This is a genomic window from Streptomyces sp. NPDC058576 (assembly GCF_042718715.1).
Classification (GTDB): domain Bacteria; phylum Actinomycetota; class Actinomycetes; order Streptomycetales; family Streptomycetaceae; genus Streptomyces.
In genome coordinates, this window is sequence record NZ_JBHXPF010000058.1 from 22,594 (window position 1) to 44,744 (window position 22,151).

The 22,151-nt window shown below is 74.1% G+C and carries 13 protein-coding genes; 3 read left to right on the forward strand and 10 right to left on the reverse strand.

Going from position 1 to position 22,151, the window contains the following annotated elements; all coding sequences use genetic code 11:
* Positions 1 to 197 precede the first annotated feature (197 nt).
* Positions 198 to 452: a glutaredoxin domain-containing protein gene (locus ACFWRV_RS29705; RefSeq protein WP_006127421.1), complete on the forward strand. Its 255-nt coding sequence runs from the start codon at positions 198 to 200 to the stop codon at positions 450 to 452.
* Positions 453 to 536: 84 nt separating this feature from the next.
* Here the strand turns inward: ACFWRV_RS29705 and nudC are convergent, their stop codons facing one another.
* The 5 genes from nudC to ACFWRV_RS29730 all read right to left on the reverse strand — a co-directional run bounded on the left by nudC (position 537) and on the right by ACFWRV_RS29730 (position 10,682).
* The gene (gene nudC, locus ACFWRV_RS29710) at positions 537 to 1,493 is read right to left on the reverse strand and encodes an NAD(+) diphosphatase (protein ID WP_384338863.1); all 957 of its coding nucleotides are present in this window, start codon (positions 1,491 to 1,493) and stop codon (positions 537 to 539) included.
* A gap of 62 nt (positions 1,494 to 1,555) precedes the next feature.
* On the reverse strand, positions 1,556 to 2,953 hold the full coding sequence (locus ACFWRV_RS29715) for a dipeptidase (protein ID WP_384338865.1): 1,398 nt from the start codon (positions 2,951 to 2,953) through the stop codon (positions 1,556 to 1,558).
* A gap of 19 nt (positions 2,954 to 2,972) precedes the next feature.
* A complete protein-coding gene (locus ACFWRV_RS29720) occupies positions 2,973 to 6,470 on the reverse strand; it encodes a UvrD-helicase domain-containing protein (RefSeq protein ID WP_384338866.1) in 3,498 nt (1,165 codons plus the stop codon).
* Between the two features lie 54 nt (positions 6,471 to 6,524).
* The gene (locus ACFWRV_RS29725; RefSeq protein WP_384338868.1) at positions 6,525 to 9,887 is read right to left on the reverse strand and encodes an ATP-dependent helicase; all 3,363 of its coding nucleotides are present in this window, start codon (positions 9,885 to 9,887) and stop codon (positions 6,525 to 6,527) included.
* Positions 9,888 to 10,097: 210 nt separating this feature from the next.
* On the reverse strand, positions 10,098 to 10,682 hold the full coding sequence (locus tag ACFWRV_RS29730; protein WP_384338870.1) for an MGMT family protein: 585 nt from the start codon (positions 10,680 to 10,682) through the stop codon (positions 10,098 to 10,100).
* Between the two features lie 221 nt (positions 10,683 to 10,903).
* Here ACFWRV_RS29730 and ACFWRV_RS29735 point away from each other — a divergent pair, with 221 nt between their 5' ends.
* The gene (locus ACFWRV_RS29735; RefSeq protein ID WP_384338871.1) at positions 10,904 to 13,738 is read left to right on the forward strand and encodes a YbhN family protein; all 2,835 of its coding nucleotides are present in this window, start codon (positions 10,904 to 10,906) and stop codon (positions 13,736 to 13,738) included.
* Between the two features lie 112 nt (positions 13,739 to 13,850).
* Complete coding sequence (locus ACFWRV_RS29740; RefSeq protein WP_384338872.1) at positions 13,851 to 15,443, forward strand: alpha/beta hydrolase; 1,593 nt, start codon at positions 13,851 to 13,853, stop codon at positions 15,441 to 15,443.
* A gap of 147 nt (positions 15,444 to 15,590) precedes the next feature.
* Here the strand turns inward: ACFWRV_RS29740 and moeZ are convergent, their stop codons facing one another.
* The 5 genes from moeZ to ACFWRV_RS29765 form a co-directional block, all read right to left on the reverse strand.
* Positions 15,591 to 16,769 carry an adenylyltransferase/sulfurtransferase MoeZ gene (gene moeZ, locus ACFWRV_RS29745; protein ID WP_010061592.1) on the reverse strand — a complete coding sequence of 393 codons (1,179 nt, stop codon included), beginning with the start codon at positions 16,767 to 16,769 and terminating at the stop codon, positions 15,591 to 15,593.
* 99 nt (positions 16,770 to 16,868) lie between these two features.
* Positions 16,869 to 17,693, reverse strand: a complete 825-nt coding sequence (locus tag ACFWRV_RS29750) for a spherulation-specific family 4 protein (RefSeq protein ID WP_384338874.1) — start codon at positions 17,691 to 17,693, stop codon at positions 16,869 to 16,871.
* On the reverse strand, positions 17,681 to 18,646 hold the full coding sequence (locus ACFWRV_RS29755; protein WP_356723368.1) for an NAD-dependent epimerase/dehydratase family protein: 966 nt from the start codon (positions 18,644 to 18,646) through the stop codon (positions 17,681 to 17,683). The genes ACFWRV_RS29750 and ACFWRV_RS29755 overlap by 13 nt, the downstream gene beginning before the upstream one ends.
* 221 nt (positions 18,647 to 18,867) lie before the next feature.
* The gene (locus ACFWRV_RS29760; RefSeq protein WP_384338876.1) at positions 18,868 to 20,037 is read right to left on the reverse strand and encodes a hypothetical protein; all 1,170 of its coding nucleotides are present in this window, start codon (positions 20,035 to 20,037) and stop codon (positions 18,868 to 18,870) included.
* A gap of 139 nt (positions 20,038 to 20,176) precedes the next feature.
* A complete protein-coding gene (locus ACFWRV_RS29765; protein ID WP_384338877.1) occupies positions 20,177 to 21,994 on the reverse strand; it encodes a DUF3492 domain-containing protein in 1,818 nt (605 codons plus the stop codon).
* Positions 21,995 to 22,151: the final 157 nt, after the last annotated feature.

Here is a 22,151-nt window from a genome sequence, read left to right on the forward strand (position 1 = left end):
CCGGGGCGGGCTGTGCGGGGCCGGTCCCGGAGCGGGCTGTGCGGGGCCGGTCCCGGGGACCGTACCGGGACGGTGGGAATGGTGGCCGCCTCCCGTACGTTCCTTAACCGTGCGGGAGCGCTGCGGTGAGCGGCCGGACCGCATGTGACGCTGCCGGCCGCGCAGCGGTACGGACGAGACGAAGGAGCGCCAGCGACATGGCGGGCACTGTGACGATGTACAGCACCACCTGGTGCGGCTACTGCCGTCGGCTGAAGAGCCAGATGGACCGCGAGGGCATCGCGTACAACGAGGTCAACATCGAGCACGACCCGGAGTCGGCCGCGTTCGTCGAGAAGGCGAATGGCGGAAACCAGACGGTCCCGACGCTGCTGATCGTGGCCCCCTCGGGCACCGAGTCGGTCATGACGAACCCGTCGCTCGCCCAGGTGAAGCAGGCGCTCGCCGCCTGATCCAGCGGATGGAACGACCGCCCGTCGCGCGTACGACTGCCCCCGGCACCGCCGGGGGCAGTCGTGTGTCCGGGGGTGCTGACCTCAGGCGGTCCGGTTCACGGCGCCCGGCCTCGGGAGCGGCTTGCCGTACCAGAGCTCGATCAGGCGGGCCGCGATGGAGATGCCGAAGGGGGGCATGACCTCGCCGGACTCGAAGGCGGCGGTGAGGTCCTCGCGGGAGAACCAGCGGGCCTCCTCGATCTCCTCGCCGTCGACCTGGATGTCGAAGGAAGTGGCCCGTGCCATGAAGCCGAGCATCAGGCTGGAGGGGAACGGCCACGGCTGGCTGGCGATGTACTCGACCTCGCCGACGGTGATCCCGGCCTCCTCGTAGACCTCGCGGGCCACGGACTGCTCGATCGACTCCCCCGGCTCGACGAATCCGGCGAGCGTGGAGAAGCGGCCCTCCGGCCAGTGCACCTGGCGGCCCAGCAGGGCCCGGTCCTGGTCGTCGGTGACCAGCATGATGACCGCCGGGTCGGTGCGCGGGTAGTGCTCGGCCCCGCAGGCCTGGCAGCGGCGGATGTGACCGGCCGCCGCGATGACGGTCCGCTCGCCGCAGCGGGAGCAGAAGCGGTGGAGGCGCTGCCAGTTCTCCAGGGCGACGGCGTGGACCATCAGCCCCGCGTCGCGGGGGCCGAGGAGAAGACCCGCTTCGCGGAGTCCGGCCGGGCGGGCCGACTGGTCCATGCGGCCGGGCAGCGAGTCCTTCTGGAGCGCGAAGTAGCTGACGCCCATCTCGTCGGTGCCGAGGAAGTACCGGTGGGTCTCGGTGACCGGGGCCTCGAAGGCCGGGGTCATGACGATCTCCGTGCCGCCGTCGGGGGTGTCGTCGATCAGCACCTGCCCGCCGGAGACGACGAAGACACGGGTCGTCGGGTGGCTCCACGCCACGGCCAGCCACGCCTCGTCGAGACGGTGGTATGCCGCGCGGTCGATGCCGCTCGGCGCGGTGAGGCCGATCGGGCGGTCTGCGGTGGCGTTGTCGAAGGTGCTCACAGGTGCTTCCTACTCCCCCTGGGTGGATCGGGTGTGCACGGTTGCGTGGAGGTGCGGCGGATTCATCGGCCCAGCGCCGAGGCCAGCTCGCCCCACAGGTGGGCGGCCGTCTCCACGCCCTTGAAGAGAAGGTCCAGCTCGACCTTCTCGTCGGGGGCGTGCCAGCCGTCGGAGGGTACGGAGATGCCGAGGAAGAGGACGGGGGCGCCGAGCACGTCCCTCAGGTCGGCGGCGGGGCCCGAGCCCCCTTCGCGGGTGAAGAGGATCTTGCTTCCGAAGGCCCGGCCCATCGCGCGGGCCACCGCCTTGAGGGCGGGGTGGTCCAGCGGGGTCAGGCAGGGGCGGGTGGCGGGCTGGAAGGCGATCGTGTGCCGGATGCCCGCGGGGACGCGGGACTCCACCCAGGCGCGGACGGTCTCCTGTACGCGGTCGGGGTCCTGGCCGTCGACCAGCCGGAAGCTGATCTTCACCAGGGCGGAGGAGGGGATGATCGTCTTGCTTCCGGCGCCCTGGTAGCCGCCGCCGATGCCGTTGACCTCGGCGGTGGGGCGGGCCCAGACGCGCTCCAGCGTGGAGTACCCGGCCTCGCCGACCGCGGCCCCCGACTTGGCGGTGCGCAGCCAGGTGGCCTCGTCGAAGGGCAGCTCGGCGAAGAGGGCCCGTTCGGTATCGGTGAGGTCGGTGACCCCGTCGTAGAAGCCGGGGATCGCGACCCTGCCGTCCTCGTCGTGGAGGGCCGCGACCAGGCGGGCGATCGCGGTGGCGGGGTTGGGGACGGCTCCGCCGAACGATCCGGAGTGGATGTCCTGGGCGGGGCCGGACAGCTCGATCTCGCACTCCGCGAGGCCGCGCATGCCGGTGCAGACGGTGGGGGTGTCCTCGTCCCACATGCCGGTGTCCGAGACGATCACCGCGTCGGCGGCGAGCCGGTCCGCCTGCTGCTCGGCCAGGGCGCGGAAGTTCGGGGAGCCGGACTCCTCCTCGCCCTCGATCAGCAGCTTGAGGTGCACGGCGGGGGTGGTGCGGCCGGTCGCGGCGAGGTGGGCGCGGACCCCGAGGGTGTGGAAGAACACCTGGCCCTTGTCGTCGGCCGCGCCGCGTGCGTACATCCGGCCGTCCCGGATCACCGGCTCGAACGGGTCGGTCGCCCAGCCGTCCTCGCGGGCCGCGGGCTGGACGTCGTGGTGGCCGTAGACCAGGACGGTCGGGGCGTCCGGGTCCTCGCTCGGCCACTCGGCGAAGACCGCCGGGGCGCCGGGGGTCTCCCAGATCTCGCTGACCGGGAAGCCGGTCTCCTTGAGCTTGGCGCTCAGCCACTCGGCACTGCGCCGTACGTCCCCGTCGTGCTCCGGCTGCGCGGATACGGACGGGATGCGCAGCCACTCCGCGAGGTCGTCGAGGAAGGCTGCGCGGTGCTGCTCGGTGTACGTACGGACGGCGCTGTCCGGGGTCTCGCTCATGCTCTTGAGCCTATCCGTCCTAGGGGTCCGGCTCGTCCAGCAGGATCCGCTCCAGCTCGCTCCGGCCGGGCAGCCCTTGCGGACGGACGGTCTCGCCGGTGCGTACGTAGAGGAAGGTGGCGGTGACGGCGTCGAGCGGCAGATCGTGCAATTCGGCCCAGGCGAGCCGGTAGACGGCGAGCTGGAGCGGGTCGGCGGTGCGGTGGCGGGTGGTCTTCCAGTCGACGATCTCGTAGGTGTCGCCCGTGCGGTAGACGGCGTCGATCCGGCCCCGGATCACCCGGCCCGCGAGCGTGATCTGGAACGGGCTCTCCACGCGGTACGGCGTGCGCCGGGCGTACGCGGTGCGCTCGAACGCCTCCTTCAGCTCGGCGAGGTCCCGCTCGTCGGCGATCTCGGCGTCGCTCTCGTCGCCGCCGGGCAGTTCGTCGGGGCCGAGCATCGGCAGCGGCAGCTCCTCGTACCGGGACTCCACCCAGGCGTGGAACCGGGTGCCCCGGCGGGCGGCGGGCTGCGGGGGGCGGGGCATGGGTCGGGCCAGCTCCCGGGCGAAGGCGTCGGGGTCCTCGGCCAGCCGCAGCAGCTGGGTGGCGGAGAGCGAGGCGGGGACGACGACCTCGCGCACGGTGGCGCGGGCGCGGCGCAGCTCCCCGGCGAGGGAGTCGAGGTCCCGGTCCCAGGAAGCGAGGGTGCGGGCCTCCTCGGGGGTGAGCCGGTCCGCCGGCTCCTCCTGCGGGTGCCGGGCGGCCGGTTCCTCCTGCGGGTGCCGGGCGGCCGGGATGTGCGGGGCGGGCTCGTGAGCCGTCTCCGGTTCGGCCCGCGGCGCGTCCTTTGGGCGCTCGGTCGGGAGCGCGTCCCAGTCCCAGTCCTCGTCGAAGGGAGCCTCGTCGAGAGGTACGCCATCGGGAGGTACGTCGTCCTCGTCGAACGGTACGTCGTCGGGCTCGGGCCCGTACGCCGGCGGCTGTTCGTCCCCCTGAACGGCCATGCGCTCCAGGTGGGCCAGCACCGTGTCCCGGGCTGCGCGGCGGCGGGCGAGGGCGTCGGCGTCGAGCGGGAGCGGCCAGGCCAGGTCGGCGTCCGGTGCCGCGAGGGCCGGGTTCTCCTCGTCCTCGGCGGGCTCGTCCGCCCAGGCCTCGATCTCGCCGTGGCCCGCGGCGCAGTGCTCGTACAGCGCCTCCAGGAAGGCGGACGGGCCGCGCGTCCTCTTCTGGGAGGGGCCCCACCAGTGGCCGGAGCCGAGGAGCAGGGAGCGGGGCCGGGTGAAGGTGACGTAGCCGAGGCGCAGCTCCTCCGTGTGCTGATGCTCCTTCATCTCCTCCTTGAACGCCTTGACGCCCTTGGCGTCGAAGCTGTCGACGGCCGGGAGCGTCGCCGCGTCGCCGCGCAGGGCGTGCGGGAGCACCTTGGCCTGGGCGGTCCAGGCGTCGCGGGACTGGCCGCTGGGGAACTGGCCCGTGACCAGCCCGGGCACGGCGACGACGTCCCACTCCAGGCCTTTGGACTTGTGGGCGGTGAGGACCTTGACGGTGTTCTCGCCGCCGGGCAGCGCGTTGTCGAGGCCCTTCTCGTACTGCGCGGCGGTGCGCAGGAAGCCGAGAAAGGCGAGGAGGGTGGCCTCGCCGTCGAGGGAGGCGAACCGGGCCGCTGTGTCGAGGAAGTTGGCGAGGGTCTCACGGCGGCGGGCGGCCAGCGCCTGCGGGGACGCCGACAGCTCGACCTCCAGGCCGGTGGTGGCCAGGACCCGGTGCAGGACGTCCATCAGGGGGTCGGCCAGGGAGCGGCGCAGGTCGCGCAGCTCGCGGGCGAGGCGGGCGAAGCGGACGCGGGCCTCGGCGGAGAACGGCAGCCCGTCGTCGGCCGCGTCCCCCGCGACCAGGAAGGTGTCCAGCGCGTCGGCGAGCGATATCACCTCGGCCGGGTCCGTGCCCTCGACGGCGTCCGCGAGCCGCTGGTCCGCGTCGGCGTCGTCCCCGAGGCCGGCCCGGTGCACGAGGAGGCGGGCGCGGCGGCCCAGGAGCGCGAGGTCGCGGGGGCCGATGCGCCAGCGCGGTCCGGTGAGAAGACGGACCAGGGAGGCGTTGGCCCCCGGGTCCTGGAGGACCTCGCAGACGGCGACCAGGTCGGCCACCTCGGGCAGGTGCAGCAGCCCGGCGAGGCCGACGACCTCGACCGGGATGTCGCGGGCGACCAGGGCCGCCTGGATCTCGGGGAAGTCCCCGGCGGTGCGGCACAGGACGGCGATCTCGCCGGGCGGGGTGCCGGTGCGCACGAGGTGGGCGAGGGAGTCGGCGAGCCAGTCGATCTCCTCGGTGTGCGTGTTCAGCAGGGCGCAGCGGACCTGGCCGTCCCGCTCGGCGCCCGGCGCGGGGCGCAGCGCCTCGACGCCCTCGTGCATCGCGCGCAGCGGCTCGGCGAGGCCGTTGGCGAGCTGGAGGAGGCGGCCGCCGCTGCGCCGGTTCTCGCTGAGGCTGTAGCGGGTGGCGGGGGCGCCGTCGGCGTGCGGGAAGTGCTCGGGGAAGTCGTCGAGGTTGGCGACGGACGCGCCGCGCCAGCCGTAGATCGCCTGGCAGGGGTCGCCGACGGCGGTCACCGCGTGGCCGGTGGGCGCGGGGTCGGCCGCGCCCGCCTCCGTACCGCCGCTGCCGCCCCCGAACAGTGCGGAGAGCAGCAGCCGCTGGGCCACCGATGTGTCCTGGTACTCGTCGAGGAGGACGACCCGGAACTCCTCGCGCAGGATCCTCCCCACCTCGGGCCGGGTGAGGGCCAGCTCGGCGGAGAGGGCGATCTGGTCGCCGAAATCCAGGAGGTCCCGGCTGCGCTTGGCGGTCCGGTAGCGCTCGGTGAGGCCGAGGAGGGAGCGGCGGGCCTCGGCGGTCTCGGGGATCTTGCGCAGGTCGGCGTTGCTGAGCTTGGCGGTGGCCAGCTCCCGCAGCAGCTCGGTGTCGTACGTCTCCAGTGCCCCGGGGCGTACGAGGTGTTCGGACAGCTCCCCGTCGAGCGCCAGGAGGTCGCTGACCAGCGTCGGAAAGGACCGGGTGAGCGCCGGATAGGGGCCGGGGGCCTCGCGCAGCACCTTCGCCGCCAGCTGGTAGCGGGTGGCGTCGGCGAGGAGGCGGGTGGTCGGCTCCAGGCCGATGCGCAGGCCGTGCTCGGTGAGGAGGCGGCCGGCGAAGGCGTGGTACGTGGAGATGGTGGGTTCGCCCGGGGGGTTGTCCGGGTCGATGACGTCGGGGTCGGTGACCCCGGCGGCGATGAGGGCCTTGCGGACGCGCTCGGCCAGCTCGCCCGCCGCCTTGTTGGTGAAGGTGAGGCCGAGGACCTGCTCGGGCGCGACCTGTCCGGTGCCGACCAGCCAGACCACGCGGGCGGCCATCACCGTGGTCTTGCCCGACCCGGCTCCGGCCACGATCACCTGCGGGGCGGGCGGCGCGGTGATGCAGGCCGTCTGCTCCGGGGTGAACGGGATCCCGAGGAGCTCCTTGAGCTGCTCGGGATCGGTGATGCGTGAGGACACCCGGACAACGGTAACCGGGCCCGCCGACAACCCGGTACGAACCGGAAGCCTTGGCTACTCCACCACCTGGCGTCCCTCCGGCTGCGCGCTGCACGAGGCCCGGAAGGCGCAGTGGGCGCAGTGGGTTCCGGTGGTGGGCGTGAAGCGTTCGTCCAGGACCTTTCCGGCCGCCGTGGCGAGCAGGTCGGAGACCCACTCCCCCGCCGGCGGTTCCTGCGCCTGGATCTTGGGGAAGGCGTCGCCGCCCTCCTTCTTGGGGGCGGGCTGGCGGAGCTGGACCAGTTCGGCGCCGCCCGGCTCGGGGCGCTTCCCGTCGAAGACCTCGTCCACCGCGCCCTCGCGGACGGCGAGCTGGTAGACGGCGAGCTGGGGGTGGGCGGCGACCTCGTCCTTGGTGGGCGTGCCCTTGCCGGTCTTGAAGTCGACGACGTACGCCCGGCCCTCGGCGTCCTGTTCGACCCGGTCCATGGAGCCCCGGATGCGCACCGCGTACTCCCCCGCCTCCAGGGTCACGTCGAAGTCGTGCTCGCTCGCGGTGGGCGTGCGGCCGCCCCGGTCCAGGACGTGCCAGTGCAGGAAGCGTTCCAGGGCGGCGCGGGCCTGGTCCTTCTCCTGCTCGGACTTCCAGGGGGCGTCGAAGGCGAGGCCGTTCCACACGGAGTCCAGGCGTTCCATGAGGACGTCCAGATCGGCGGGGGTCCGGCTGGAGGCGACCTCGTCGGCGAGTACGTGGACGACGTTGCCGAACCCCTGGGCGGCGGTGGCCGGGGCGTCGGCCTTCACCTCGCGGCCCAGGAACCACTGGAGGGCGCAGGTGTTGGCGAGCTGGTCGAGCGCGCTGCCGGAGAGGGTGACGGGCTGGTCGCGGTCGCGCAGCGGGACGGCGGAGCGGGTCGGCTCGTCCAGGCCCCACCAGCGGTAGGGGTGGGCCGCGGGCACCAGCAGCTGCCCCTCGTCGTCGGTGAGCGCGGCGAGCCGGGCGAGGCGGTGGGCGGCGGCCTCGCGCAGGGCGTCGGAGGCGGCCGGGTCGACGGTGGTGGCGCGCAGTTCGGCGACGAGCGCGGCGACGGCCAGGGGGCGGCGCGGGCGGCCGGTGACGTCCCGCGGCTCGACGCCCAGCTCGGTCAGGAAGCGGGAGGGCTGGTCGCCGTCGTCGGCGGGGGCCTTCACGGCGGTGACGACGAGGCGCTCGCGGGCGCGGGTGGCGGCGACGTAGAAGAGGCGGCGCTCCTCGGCGAGGAGGGCGCCGGGCGTGAGGGGTTCGGCGAGCCCGTCGCGGCCGATCCGGTCCGCCTCCAGGAGGGAGCCCCGGCGGCGCAGATCGGGCCAGAGGCCCTCCTGGACCCCGGCGACGACGACGAGCCGCCACTGAAGGCCCTTGGAGCGGTGGGCGGTCATCAGGCGTACGGCGTCGGGGCGGGCGGTCCGCCGGGAGAGGGTGTCGGCGGCGATGTCCTGGGCGTCGACCTCCTCCAGGAAGTTGAGGGCCCCGCGCCCGCCGGTGCGCTCCTCGGCGCGGGCGGCCGTGTCGAACAGGGCGCACACCGCGTCGAGGTCGCGGTCGGCGTTGCGCCCGCCGGCCCCGCCGCGCAGCGCGGCCCGCTCCAGCCGGCCGGGCCAGGGGGTGCCGTTCCACAGGGTCCACAGGGCCTCCTCGGCGGTGCCGCCGCCTTCGAGGAGTTCACGGGCCTTGCGCAGGAGCGCGCCGAGGCGCTGCGCTCCGTGGGCGTACGCCGGGTCGTGCGTGACGAGCCGTTCGGGCTCGGCCAGCGCACGGGCCAGCAGTTCGTCGGAGGGGGCGGGGACCCGGATCCCGGCGGCGCGCTCCTCGTCGCGCAGGGCCCGGCCGAGCCGGCGCAGGTCGGCGGCGTCCATGGAACCGAGGGGCGAGGTGAGGAGGGTGAGAGCGGTCTCGGTGTCGAGCCGGGGAGGCGCTTCGGCCTCGTCCTGCGCCGCGTCGGCGCGGGCGGTGCGGAGCGCCGCCGTGGCCACGGCCCGCAGGGCCGTCAGGAGCGGGGCGACGGCCGGTTCGTGGCGCAGCGGGAGGTCGTCGCCGTCGACCTCCAGGGGGACGCCGGCGGAGGTGAGGGCGCGGCGGACGGCAGGCAGCGAGCGGCCCCCGGCCCGTACCAGCACGGCCATCTCCTGCCACGGCACCCCGTCCTCCAGATGGGCGCGGCGCAGCAGGTCCGCGATGTTCTCCAGCTCCGTGGACGCGGTCGGGTAGGTGTACGTCTCGACGTTGCCGCCGTCCCGGACGGCGTGCAGCTCGCGGTGGGCGCGGACGGTGTCGGCGGGCAGCCGGGTCAGCGGCATCCGGCGGGTGAGCAGCCGGGTCGCCGCGAGCAGCCCGGCCCCGGAGCGGCGCGAGGTGGTCAGGACGCCCACCGGCGCGGGGCCGCCGTCGGCCCGGCGGAAGGTGTCCGGGAAGTCGAGGATGCCGTTCACGTCGGCGCCCCGGAACGTGTAGATCGACTGGTCGGGGTCGCCGAAGGCGATCAGCGTCCGCCCGCCGCGCGCGTCCTCGCCGCGCCCCCGGGCGTACTCCGGCGCGCGCCCCCGGTTGCCGGCCAGCGCGTGCAGCAGGCGCACCTGCGCGGGGTCGGTGTCCTGGTACTCGTCGACGTACACCGCGTCGTACGCCCCCGCGAGCCGCTCCGCCACCTCGGGGCGCTCGGCGAGCAGGACCGCGCGGTGCACCAGCTCCGCGTAGTCCAGGACGCCCTGGGCGTCGAGGACGTCGAGGTACTCGGCGAGGAACCGGGCCGCCGCCGTCCAGTCCGGGCGGCCGGTGCGGCGGGCGAAGTCGGCCAGCGCGTCGGGGCCGAGGCCCAGCTCGCGGCTGCGGGCCAGCACGGCGCGCACCTCGTCGGCGAAGCCGCGGGTGGTCAGGCAGGACCGCAGCTCGTCCGGCCAGCGGACATGGGCCAGGCCCTCCTTCTCCAGGTCGAGCTGGCCCGCGAGGAGTTCGCGGACGGTGACGTCCTGCTCGGGCCCGGACAGCAGGCGCAGCGGATCGGCGAACAGGTCGGCGTCCTGGTGGGCCCGGACCAGCGCGTAGCAGTACGAGTGGAAGGTGGTGGCCTGCGGTCCGCGCGCCGCGCCGAGCCGGGCCGCCATCCGGTCGCGCAGTTCGGTCGCGGCCTTGCGGCTGAAGGTGAGGACGAGGATGCGGGCGGGGTCCGCCCCCCGGTTCACCCGGGCGGCGACGGATTCGACGAGGGTGGTGGTCTTGCCGGTGCCGGGCCCGGCCAGGACCAGCAGCGGGCCGCTGAGGTGGTCAACCACCGCGCGCTGGCCTGCGTCCAGGAGGGGGGGATCCACGGAGCCCGGCGGAGTGCGCACCAGCCGGTACGCACCCGTGGTCCGCGGCCGTGACTCACGGTGCGGACTGTGCCGGGTGGAGGAGGAACTCACGTGGATCGCCGGTCCTGGGGGTGTGCGCGGGTGTACTGGTGATGAGGAACAGGTTCGGTGCAGCCGAGGCAGTGGAGGAGGGGGGCGGACGTGCCGCGCGATGACGACGCTACGCCAGCGGCGGCGCGGGAGGCGGCGCGTGCGCTGCGTCTCTCGTCACGTCCTGGGCCGGGTCGGGCAGGCGCTGCCGGGGGCGTACGACGGAGACTGTCAGGTGTGAACCTCGTCGCCCGGCCCGTCCTGACCTCCCGGACCGCTCTGCCCCCCGGGCCGGTCGTGACCTCCCGGACCGCTCCGTCCCCCGGGCCGGTCCTGACCCCCGGAAGCGTCCCGGCCGCCTGGGCTTCCCGGACCGCCCCGCTCTCCCCGCGCGGTGTCAGCGGTCTCGTCGGCCCGCCCGCCGCTTCCGCCGCCGTCCCAGCGGGCGCGCCGCATGTCGATGCGCGGAATGTGCCCCTGCGCGTGACGCGAGGCCTCGCGCAGCGGGGTGCCCTCGGCGCGGTAGTGGTCCAGGGCGCGCAGCTCGTGGGCGGGGAGCAGCGTCCCGTCGGCGCGGACGACCCGCCACCACGGCACGGCCGATCCGTACAGCGCCATGGCCCGGCCGACCTGGCGGGGCCCTCCCTCGCCCAGCCACTCCGCGATGTCGCCGTAGCTCATCACCCGGCCGGGCGGGATCAGATCGGCCACATCGAGGACGCGCTCCGCGTACTCCGGCAGCTCCGCGTAGTCCGGCGGTTCGGCGCCGGAAGGGGCGGTGCCGGAACCGCCCCCGTCCGTCTGGTGCTGGCTCATCCGCCCCATCCTGCCGTACGCCACCGACAGAGCGCCCGAATCGGTATCCGTCCCGGCACACAGCGTGCACGCAGGTGCAAAGGAGCGTATGTTGCGCTTCCCGCGCCCGTGCAATCCACCCTGATGCCCCCCTCTGTCTGCGGGCCGTGCCACCATCATGCGGGCGGTGACCGGTGATACCAGAACACGAAGACGAACCAGAGGCGACGAAGGAGCAGGGCGTGCAGCCACCGAAGGCGGCGGACGCCTCCGATGCCGGGGAGCGCCCGCAGGGTGATCCCGAGTCCTCCGGATCGCCCCGCGCCGACGCCGGTTCACCCCGCGCCGACGGCCCCACGACGTCCACCACCGGACATCTGGCCGGCTCGACGCTGGCCTCCGCCGAGGCCGCGCTGACCGACCGCGTCTCGGGGGACGAGCCGCTGCTCCCCGCCCGGGTGCACCGCCCCTCCGACCTGATGCGGCTGCTCATCGGGGTGCTCGCGATCGCGGTGCTGTTCTCGATCGCCGCGTTCGCCCAGGGCACCACCACTGGCCTTGAGGACGACATCTCCAAGGGCACCGAGCAGGCGCCCGACCTGCTGATCAAGATCGCCGGTCTGGTGTCCAGCATCGCCGTGCTGTTGGTGCCGGTCGCCTTCGCCATCGAACGCCTCATCAAACGTGACGGGCTGCGCATCGCGGACGGGGTGCTCGCCGCCGTGCTCGCCCACGGGGTGACGCTCGCCACCGACCTCTGGGTCTCGCGGACCGCGCCCGGCACCATCCAGGACGCGCTGACCCAGCCGCAGACGGCCGGCGGTCTCACCGACCCGGTGCACGGCTATCTCGCACCGGTCATCGCGTACATGACGGCGGTCGGCATGGCCCGGCGGCCGCGCTGGCGTGTGGTGCTGTGGGTGGTGCTGCTGCTCGACGCGTTCGCGATGCTGGTGGGCGGGTACACCACCCCGTTCTCGATCATCCTCACCGTGCTGATCGGCTGGACGGTGGCGTACGGGACGCTGTACGCGGTCGGCTCGCCGAACGTCCGCCCCACCGGCCAGCACCTGATGGCGGGGCTGCGGCACGTGGGCTTCCGCCCGGTCGCGGCGATGCGCACCGAAGACGCCCCGGACCACGCCGACCACAACGACCGGGGGCGGCGCTATCTGGTCACCCTGGAGGACGGCCCGCCGCTGGACGTCACCGTCGTCGACCGGGAACAGCAAGCCCAGGGGTTCTTCTACCGGGCCTGGCGGCGGCTCACGCTGCGCACGCTCACCCAGCGTCGCTCGATCCAGTCGTTGCGCCAGGCCCTGGAGCAGGAGGCGCTGCTCGCGTACGCGGCGATCGCCGCCGGGGCGAACGCGCCCAAGCTGATCGCCACCTCGGAGCTGGGCCCCGACGCGGTGATGCTGGTCTACGAGCACATCGGCGGCCGGTCGCTGGACTCGATGGAGGACGAGGAGATCACCGACGAGCTGGTGCGCAGCGCCTGGCGTCAGGTGAAGGCCCTCCAGTCGCGGCGGATCGCGCACCGCAGGCTGACCGGTGACGCGCTCCTGGTGGATCGTTCCGGCAGGGCGTTCGTGACGGACCTGCGCGGCGGCGAGATCGCCGCGGGCGATCTGGTGCTGCGGATGGACGTGGCCCAACTGCTGACCACGCTGGGCCTGCGGGTGGGGGCCGAGCGGTCGGTGGCCGGGGCGCTGGCCGTGCTCGGCCCGGACGCGGTGGCGGACTGTCTGCCGCTGCTCCAGCCGATCGCGCTGAGCCGCTCCACCCGGGCGACGCTGCGCCGGATCGCCCGCGAGCGTTCGCAGCGCGAGCGGGAGGCGGTGGTGGAGGCCTCGCAGGCGGCCAGGCAGGCGAAGGCGCGGGACGCGGAGGAGGCCGCCGAGGAGGCTGCCCCGGAGCACGGCGAGGAGTCCGGGAGTGTCCTGGCGACGGACTCCAAAGCGGGCGCCAAGGCGGGAGCCAAGGCGGAGCGCAAGTCGCTGCGCACCGAGAAGCAGGCCGAGAAGCGCGCCATCGACGATGCGCTGGAAGAGGCCCGTGAGGAGGATCTGCTCGCCCAGATCCGCCGTGAGGTGCTGCTGATCCGCCCGCAGGCCCCGGTCGAACCGGTCCGGCTGGAGCGGATCAAGCCGCGCACCCTGTTCAGCTTCATCGCCGGGGCCATCGCCGCGTACTTCCTGATCTCGCAGGTCACCCAGGCCGACTTCGGGACGGTCGTGGAACAGGCGGAGTGGGGCTGGGTGACGGCCGCCCTCGGCTTCTCGGCGCTGAGCTACGTGGCGGCGGCGATGAGCCTGCTGGGCTTCGTGCCCGAGCGCGTGTCGTTCCCGAAGACCGTGCAGGCGCAGGTGGCCGGCTCCTTCGTGAAGATCGTCGCGCCGGCCGCCATCGGGGGCGTGGCCCTGAACACCCGCTTCCTCCAGCGGGCCGGGGTGCGCCCCGGTCTGGCGGTGGCGAGCGTCGGCGCCTCGCAGCTCTTCGGGCTCGGCGCCCACATCATGCTGCTGGCGCTGTTCGGCTATCTCACGGGGACGGAGAAGACGCCGGACTCGCTGACCCCGTCCCGGACGGTGATCGCCGGTCTGCTCACGGTCGCGGTGCTGGTGCTGGTGGTGACGGCGATCCCGTTCCTGCGGAAGTTCGTGGTGACCCGGGTGCGCTCGCTGTTCGCGGGGGTCGTGCCGCGCATGCTGGACGTGGTGCAGCGGCCGCAGAAGCTGCTCACCGGTATCAGCGGGATGCTGCTGCTGACCGGTCTGTTCGTGCTCTGCCTGGACGCCTCGATCCGGGCGTTCAGCGGCCCGGGCGTACACCAGTTGAGCTACGCGAGCATCGCGGTGGTCTTCCTCGCCGGGAACGCGATCGGCTCGGCGGCCCCGACGCCGGGCGGGATGGGCGCCGTCGAAGGCGCGCTGACACTGGGCCTGATCGCGGTCGGCCTGCCGGCGGAGGTCGCGGCGCCGGCGGTGCTGCTGTACCGCGTGATGACGCTGTGGTTGCCGGTGCTGCCGGGGTGGATCGCCTTCAACCAGCTGACCCGCAAGGGCGAGCTGTAGCCGGAGGCCCGGGCGCGGCGGGCGGACCCGCCGCACGGGGCCACCCGCGCGCCGCCACCCGCATGGACCGCGCCCGGCCGCGCTCCCCGGCGGCCCGCCGCACGATGGGGTCATGAGGACTTCCCCCGCTCTGCGTGCCGCCGCCCTCGCCGCCACCGCCACCGTGCTGCTGCCGCTGGCCGCCTGTTCGGACGACGGCGACGGGGAGGGGTCCTCGACGCCCACCGGGGCCTCGACCGCCTCGCCGACGTCCACCGCCGAGGACCTGGCGTCGCAGCAGCTCGAATGGTCCCCGTGTCCGCCCCCGAACACGGCCCAGGGCGGCGGCGAGTCGCCGTCCCCGCTGCCCGGCGGTGTGGTGTGGGAGTGCTCCTTCATGGACGTCCCCCTCGACTACGCGAAGCCGGACGGCCGCACGATCGAGCTGGCGCTGGTACGGGGCAAGGCCAGGGACCAGCAGCGGCGGATCGGCTCGCTGGTGTTCAACTTCGGCGGGCCCGGCGCGTCCGGCGTCGCGACGCTGCCCGCGTTCGGCACCGAGTACGACAAGCTCCGCACCCGGTACGACCTGGTGAGCTTCGACCCGCGCGGGGTCGGCCGCAGCGAGGGCGTCGAGTGCGCGGACGACGCCCAGTTGGACGCCTTCTACCAGGAGGACTCCACCCCGGACGACCCGGCCGAGGAGAAGCAGTTCGTCCAGGGCCAGAAGGACTTCATCGCGGACTGCGAGGAGAACTCCGGCTCCGAACTCCCCTTCGTGGGCACGACGAACGCCGCCCGGGACATGGACCTGATGCGCACGGTGCTGGGCGACGACAAGCTGCACTACTTCGGCATCTCGTACGGCACCGAGCTGGGCGGCGTGTACGCCCACCTCTTCCCGGACAAGGTCGGCCGGGCGGTCTTCGACGCGGTGGTCGACCCCACGAAGAACGCCGAGCAGTCCTCCCTCGGCCAGGCCGAGGGGTTCCAGCTGGCCCTGGACAACTTCACGAAGGACTGCGCGGAGCGCGACGACTGCGCGCTGCCCGGGGCCACCCAGCAGGAGGTCGAGCAGGTCATCGCCGATCTGCTGGCCGAGTTGGAGGAGGAGCCCATCGACGGGCTCGGCGACCGGACGCTGACCCAGACGCTGGCCACCACCGGCATCGCGTCCGCCCTCTACTCCAAGGAGACCTGGCCGCTGCTGGAACAGGGCCTGGACGAGGCGGACGGCGGGAACGGCGGGCTGCTGCTCGCCCTGGCCGACTCGCTCAACGGCCGCTCGGAGGACGGGCGGTACGACAACTCCAACGCCGCCAACATCGCCATCAACTGCGCCGACAGCAAGCAGCGGTTCTCCCTGGAGCAGACGAAGGCGGCCCTGCCCGCCTTCCGCGAGGCGTCCCCGCTGTTCGGCGACTACCTGGGCTGGGGGCTGATGAGCTGCACCGGCTGGCCGGTGTCGGGAGCCTGGGAGACCCCGGACGTCAGCGCCCCCGGGGCCGCCCCGATCCTCGTCGTCGGCACCACCGGTGACCCGGCCACCCCGTACGCGGGCGCCAAGGCGATGGCGTCGAGGCTGGGCAAGGGCGTCGGCGTCGAGCTCACGTACGACGGCGAGGGGCACGGGGCGTACAACAGCAAGGACGCGTGTGTGCAACGGGCGGTGGACGGCTATCTGCTGAACGGTACGGTGCCGAGGTCCGGCACGGTCTGCGACTGACCGCCTGCCCCGACTCCCGTACCGCACAGGGCGGTCGGCACCGCCGCTCACCATGGTCGCCCGACGCGCGAAGGGCCCGGTCCGCGAACGTCGGACCGGGCCCCTCCCGTCAGGGGTACTGCTCAGGGGTACTGCTTGCGCCGGCTTCTAGTAGACCGGCTTCTCGGGCTCGATCTGGTTGACCCAGCCGATCACGCCGCCGCCCACGTGCACCGCGTCGGCGAAGCCCGCGGACTTGAGGACCGCGAGGACCTCGGCGCTGCGGACGCCCGTCTTGCAGTGCAGGACGATGCGCTTGTCCTGCGGGAGGTCCTGGAGGGCGGTGCCCATGAGGAACTCGTTCTTCGGGATCAGCTTCGCACCGGGGATCGAGACGATCTCGTACTCGTTCGGCTCGCGGACGTCGATGATCTCGATCTTCTCGTCGCCGTCGATCCACTCCTTGAGCTGCTTGGGAGTGATCGTCGCGCCGAGCGCCGCCTCCTGCGCCTCCTCGGACACGACGCCGCAGAAGGCCTCGTAGTCGATGAGCTCGGTGACGGTGGGGTTCTCGCCGCAGACCGCGCAGTCGGGGTCCTTGCGGACCTTCACCTGGCGGTACTGCATCTCCAGGGCGTCGTAGATCATCAGCCGGCCGACCAGCGGGTCGCCCACGCCGGCGAGCAGCTTGATGGCCTCGGTGACCTGGATGGAGCCGACGGACGCGCAGAGCACGCCCAGCACGCCGCCCTCGGCGCAGGAGGGGACCATGCCCGGCGGCGGGGGCTCCGGGTAGAGGCAGCGGTAGCAGGGCCCGTGCTCGGACCAGAACACGGAGGCCTGGCCGTCGAAGCGGTAGATCGAGCCCCACACGTACGGCTTGTTCAGCAGCACCGCGGCGTCGTTGACGAGATAGCGGGTGGCGAAGTTGTCCGTGCCGTCCACGATCAGGTCGTACTGCGCGAAGATCTCCATCACGTTCTCGGCTTCGAGCCGCTCTTCGTGAAGGACCACGTTGACGTACGGGTTGATGCCCAGCACCGAGTCCTTGGCGGACTCCGCCTTGGACCGGCCGATGTCGGACTGGCTGTGGATGATCTGGCGCTGCAGGTTCGACTCGTCGACCTCGTCGAACTCCACGATGCCGAGCGTGCCGACACCGGCCGCGGCCAGGTACATCAGGGCCGGCGAGCCGAGGCCGCCGGCGCCGACACACAGCACCTTGGCGTTCTTCAGGCGCTTCTGTCCGTCCATCCCGACATCCGGGATGATCAGGTGGCGGGAGTACCTGCGGACCTCGTCGACGGTGAGCTCAGCAGCTGGCTCGACCAGGGGTGGCAGCGACACAGGAACCTCAACAATGCAGGTGGTCGGATTCTACGGAGACCGACTTCTTACGGTCGGCTACGTACGGTTGTTCTCCCCGTAACACTGCCACGCCCCACCTCATTCCGAGATACCGGGTCCGACCCGCGAGACAATTTCGTCCCAGTACCTGGGCAGTGTCGCGAATGGATCGGTTTGTCCGCTGCGATCGTCCCGGTCCGTGAAGAAGATCGTCCCGGCGCCCTGCCAACGGGCGATGCGCATGGCCTCCTCCAGGTGGGTGCGCGGAACCCCGTGGACGAAGTGGGCGAACCGCTCCGGCGGATAGTCGGCCGTCCACTCGGCCACCTGGGACCAGCGGTAGTCGGTCCAGTGGCCCCGGAAGGTGACCAGCTGGTCGGCCGCCTCCGCGTACCCGGGGTGCGGGTGGCTGCCCTGGCCCAGCACCAGGCGGCCCCCGCCGTCCGCGCTGTCGCTCTCCGCCAGCAGGGCGTGCAGGGTGCCGGTGAGCCGCCGGACAGCGGGCAGGCCGGAGCGGTCGGTGGGGCACCGGGCGAGGTAGAAGCCGCCGATCCGGTACCAGTCGACGAAGGACCGGGCGTCCGCGATCAGCTCCTCGAAGGGCCGCTCGCCGTGGGCCAGGTCGAGATGGCCGAGCAGCCTGCCGCCGGAGGCCCGGACGGTGTCGTCCGGGGCCTCGCCGTGCAGGGCGCGTTCGCGGGCGTTGCGCAGCCGGCCCGCCGCCTCCAGGCAGTGTGGGTCGGGCCGGGAGCCGGGGCCGTCCGCGATGTTGAGGACGGCCCAGTGCAGCGGGGTGCCGGGGCGGGCCAGCTCGGCCCACTCGGCGGGGGCGAGCAGCGGGTGGGCGTACCCCGGGACGCCGAAGCCGAGCTGTTCGCCGCCCGCGGTCCTGCGGGCGTCGGCGGGAGCGGTCAGATGCGGCACGCCGCCTCCATCCAGATGTCCGCGAGGGACTCCTCCAGGTTGATCCGGGGCCGCCAGCCGAGCCGGTCGCGGGCGGTGCGGACGTCGGCCTGCTGCCAGGCCCCGCAGCCGTCCGGATACGGGGACGGGGTGGCGGAGAGGTGCTCCATGACCGACTCCGCGGAGGTGCGCGGGGCCCCGATGGGCAGGCGCGCGGGGGGCGTGTCCAGCTCGTGGAGTGCGCCCGCGTACCCGGCGACTCTCGCCAGGACCGCGGCGGCGTCGCGGAGCCGGACGGCGCGCCCGGTGCCGATGTTGACGACGCCCTGGGCCGCGGAGAGCGAGGCGGCGTGGACGGCCCGCGCCACATCCCGTACGTCGACGAAGTCCCGCTGCACGCCGAGGCCGCTGAGCTTGAGCTCGCCGTCGCCCGCCTGCATGGCCCGGCGCATGGCCTCGGCGAGCCGGCCGAGCGGGGAGCCCGCCGGGGTGCCGGGGCCGACCGGCGAGAAGACCCGCAGCACGACCGCGTCGAGGCCGGAGCCGAGGACCAGCTCGGTGGCGGCGAGCTTGCTGACGCCGTACGGGCCGCCGGGACGGGGGACGGCGTCCTCGGCGGTGGAGGAGCCGGGCTGCGAGGGTCCGTACTCCGAGGCGCAGCCGACCTGGACGAGCCGGGCCCCGCAGCCGCTGCGGCGCAGCGCCTCGCAGACCGTGGCGACGGCGACGGTGTTGTGGCGGGTGAGGTCCCGGGCGCCGCCGCGGGTGGCGCCCGCGCAGTTGACGACGACTCCGGGGTGGACGGCGTCCAGGAAGCGGGTGAGCGCCCCGGGGCTGCCGCCCGCGAGATCGAAGCGGACGTCGGCGTCGTCGCCGCGCCCGAGGGCCGTGAGGTGGACGGCGGGGTCGGCGAGCAGCCGGTCGGCGACGAAGCGGCCGAGGAATCCGTTGGCTCCGAGCAGCAGCACCCTCATCGCGCACCGCCTCGGTGCCGACGGCTCACTGCCGGTGCGGGGGATTGGGGGGTCATGGCGGGTTTCTCCTAGGTCAGTCAGGTCGTGCGGTACGGGGCCGGCCCGCGGCGTCGGCTCCGCGGGAGTGGGTCGGTGAGGCGGTGGAGCGGTTCGTGGGGGGGGCGGTGCGGTGGTGCTGGTGCTGCTCGTGGGGAGCGGGGTGGTACGTCGGTGGGGCCGGGTCAGGGCCGGGTGTGGGCGGAGGCCCGGGAGAGCGCGAGGGCGGCGTGCAGCAGCAGTCCGAGGGCGGCCCCGCCGCAGGCGAGGGCGGAGACGGCTCCTGTCCCGCCCGCTGAGACGAGAGCGTTCACGGGCTGGGCAAGGGGTTCGAGGCCGGGGAGCCGGGCGGCGAGGACGAGGGCTGGGGCTCCGGCCTCGACGGCGCAGGCGGCGGCGAGCGCGACGGTGCCCGGCTCGGGCAGCCCGTGCGCGGCGAGCAGCCGGGCCACGAAGAACAGGACCCCGAGGGCGACGGCCGCTACGGGCGTACCGCCTCCGCCGAGACCGAGATCGGCCAGGTACAGCAGGGGCAGCAGCGCGCCGAGGAAGAGGGTGACGGCCGCGAGGAGCAGGGGGCGCACACCCGCGCCGAACTCCTCCAGGGCGCGGCTGCCGGACAGTTTGCGGTGGGCGTGGACGGTGAAGAGGTGGGCGCACCAGGCGGCCGGGGCGACGGCGGCGGCGAGGCCGAGCAGCGGGGCGGGGCTGCCGTTCCACGGGCCGTCCGGGCCACCGGTCATGACCTGGGCGAGCAGTTCCTCGCCGTACACCGCGTAGCTCAGCAGCCAGCAGGCGTACATGCCGGCGCGGCCCGCTCCTTCGGGGGCGCGCAGGGGGCCGCGGCCCAGGCACGCCCGGAGCGCCAGGCAGGCCAGGAGGGCGCCGACGACGGTGACGAGGGCCCGCGCGCCGTCGCCGAGGACGCCCTCGGTGACCCGGAGCACCCCGGCGGTCGCCAGGCAGGCGGCTCCGGGCAGCAGGGCGAGGAGCGTCCAAGCGGCCCGCGCCTCGGTGTCGGGACCGGGGCCGGGGGGTCCGCCGGTGGCGGCTTCCCGCGCACGGGGCGGCATGCGGGCGTACAGCTCCTCGGCGAGGGCGAAGACGTCCCGGTGGCGGTAGCGGGCGGCGGTGCGGTCGGTGAGGCCGTGCGCCTCCAGGCCGGCGGCGATCTCCAGCGGGTCAACGGCCCGTTCGCACAGGTCGCGGTGGTGGTGCAGCAGTGATTTCACCGGGTCCGCCGGGCCCCGGCGGGCGGTGGCGACCGGCGCCCGGCGGGCGGTGGTGCGGGGCGGGATCTCCGCGGGGCGCTCCGGGGCGGCAGCGGGCGTCGCCGGGTCGTCCGGACGGGTCATCGGGAGGTCTCCGTGGTCGTGAAACGCAGGGGCGTGAGGCGTCGCGGCGTGGCGGGTCGGGGCGTGGGGTGTCGGGGCCTGACGGGTCTGGGCGTGGGGCGTCGGGGCGTGGCGGGTCGGGTGGCGGAGGGCCGGGCGGTCAGGCATCGCCGTCCCCCGCCGGTCCTGCCGCGACCACGCAGACGCCCTCGGGCGCCGGCTCCGGATCCGGCGTGCGCGCCGGCTCCGGGTGGGGCCGGAGGTACGTCCCGGGCTGGGTCCAGTGGCCGAGGAGATGGGCCTCCGGCGGGGTGGCGAAGGGCAGCGGGGCGCCGTCGGCGTCCACCGTGTCGGCCTCCCGGCGCACCGGGGTGTGCGACATCAGCTCCAGGTAAATGCCGCGAAATGCCGCGAGGTTCTGTTCGACGGTGAAGAGTTCGAGCGCGCGGGCCCTCGCGGCGGCCCCCAGCCGGGCCCGGCGCCCGGGGTCGCGCAGCAGCGCGACACAGGCGTCCGCGAGCGCCTTGGGGTTGCGCGGGGGCACCACCAGGCCCGTGCCGCCGATGACTTCGACGACCGCGCCCACGTCGGTGGAGACGGTGGCCCGGCCGCAGAACATGGCTTCGACGAGGCTGACCGGGAAGCCCTCGACGGTGCTGGAGAGGACGATCACGCCGCCCGCTCCGTAGGCCTCGGCGAGATCGGGCACCTCGGGCCCGCCGATCTCCTCGAAGGTGACCGGGCTGCTGCCCTCGGTGTGGGCGCCGGTGGCCTCGTCCGGGAAGAGCTGGGCGGCCAGGGCCGTGCAGTGCGCGAGGTAGGCGGTGGCCTCGTCGCCCTCCGCCGGGGCGCCGAAGATCCGCAGCCGGGCGCCGGGCCGGGCGCGGCGGACCTCGGCGAAGGCGTGGAGGAGGGCGATCAGGTCCTTGGCGGGCTCGATCCGGCCGACCCAGACCAGCGTGTCCGGCCCGCCCGCCGCATCGCCCTCGTCCGCCGCACCGCGGCGTTCGGCGTCCTCGCCGACGGGGCCGAAGCGCTCGGCGGCCATGCCCGGGTAGACGGTGCGCTGTTTGGCGGGGTCGGCCCCGCAGCGCTGCTGCCAGCGGCGGACGTGGGTGTTGCCGGGGGTGACGATCGCGGCCTGGCGGTAGACCTCGGTGGCGAGGCGGCCGTGGAACCCGGCGAGGAGGGCGCGCACGGGGGCTCCGTACCGGGTGCCGGATGCGGCGGCCAGGTAGTGCGCGCGCAGCGGGACGCCGTGCTCGGTGACCAGTAGCGGCACCCCGAAGAAGCGTTTGGCCAGGAGTCCCGGGAGGGCGGCCGCCCCGCCGGAGGCCGCATGGCAGAGGTCGACCGCGCCGAGGCTCTCCTGGTCGTACCAGTCCAGCGAGAGCGGGCGCAGGGCGCGTTCCAGCTCGGCGGCGAAGGCGAGGTGGTCGGTGACGGTGGCGCTCTGCACGGTCCGGCCGGTGCCGCGGGCGCGGCAGGCGGCCTCCAGGATCCGTACGGTGACCTCGGAGCGCAGGGCGAGGTGGAGCCCGCCGCGTTCGCGGGCGAGCTCGGCCAGCCCGTAGAGCCCGTCGGCGAAGAGCTCCGCGCCGGGGCCCTCGCCCGCTTCCGTGCCGGCCCCGTCGGGGATGCAGACCGCGGTGGCGAGCGCGGTGAGGTGCTCGGTGAAGCGCCTCCGGTCGCGCCTCCGGTAGGACCGCTCGCCGCCGGTCACCAGCCGGGCCAGCAGGCCGCGTTCGCCGCTGCCGCGCAGGGTGCCGTCGTCGGGGGTCCACAGCGGCGCGGTGCGCACCCGGCTGACCTGGTGCGGCAGGCGGACCCAGCCCTGGTCCTCCTGGTGGGCGGAGCGGCTCAGTGCGAACAGGTCGAACTCGTGCTGGGGCAGTCCGCGCACCAGTCGGTCGCACCAGAGTCTGGACTCACCGGTCGCATACGGATAACCACCGTCGGTGAGCAGTCCGATCCGCACGAGTACACCCCCGATCTCCCTTGTGGGCGGCCGCCGTTGAAACGGCGACTCGCAGCGGGACGACCGTAAGCGGATACGCCGGTGGTTGGGGGGGGAGGTGTTGGGGCGCGCGCAACAAAACGAGTGTAAAAGAGAAAATTAAAAGCACCAAGGAGGG

Coding starts and splice junctions, on each gene's coding strand:
- ACFWRV_RS29715 (WP_384338865.1), bottom strand. CDS start 2,953: ATGAGCGAGACCCCGGACAGCGCCGTCCGTACGTACACCGAGCAGCAC.
- ACFWRV_RS29705 (WP_006127421.1), top strand. CDS start 198: ATGGCGGGCACTGTGACGATGTACAGCACCACCTGGTGCGGCTACTGC.
- ACFWRV_RS29760 (WP_384338876.1), bottom strand. CDS start 20,037: ATGACCCGTCCGGACGACCCGGCGACGCCCGCTGCCGCCCCGGAGCGC.
- ACFWRV_RS29740 (WP_384338872.1), top strand. CDS start 13,851: ATGAGGACTTCCCCCGCTCTGCGTGCCGCCGCCCTCGCCGCCACCGCC.
- ACFWRV_RS29755 (WP_356723368.1), bottom strand. CDS start 18,646: ATGAGGGTGCTGCTGCTCGGAGCCAACGGATTCCTCGGCCGCTTCGTC.
- ACFWRV_RS29730 (WP_384338870.1), bottom strand. CDS start 10,682: ATGAGCCAGCACCAGACGGACGGGGGCGGTTCCGGCACCGCCCCTTCC.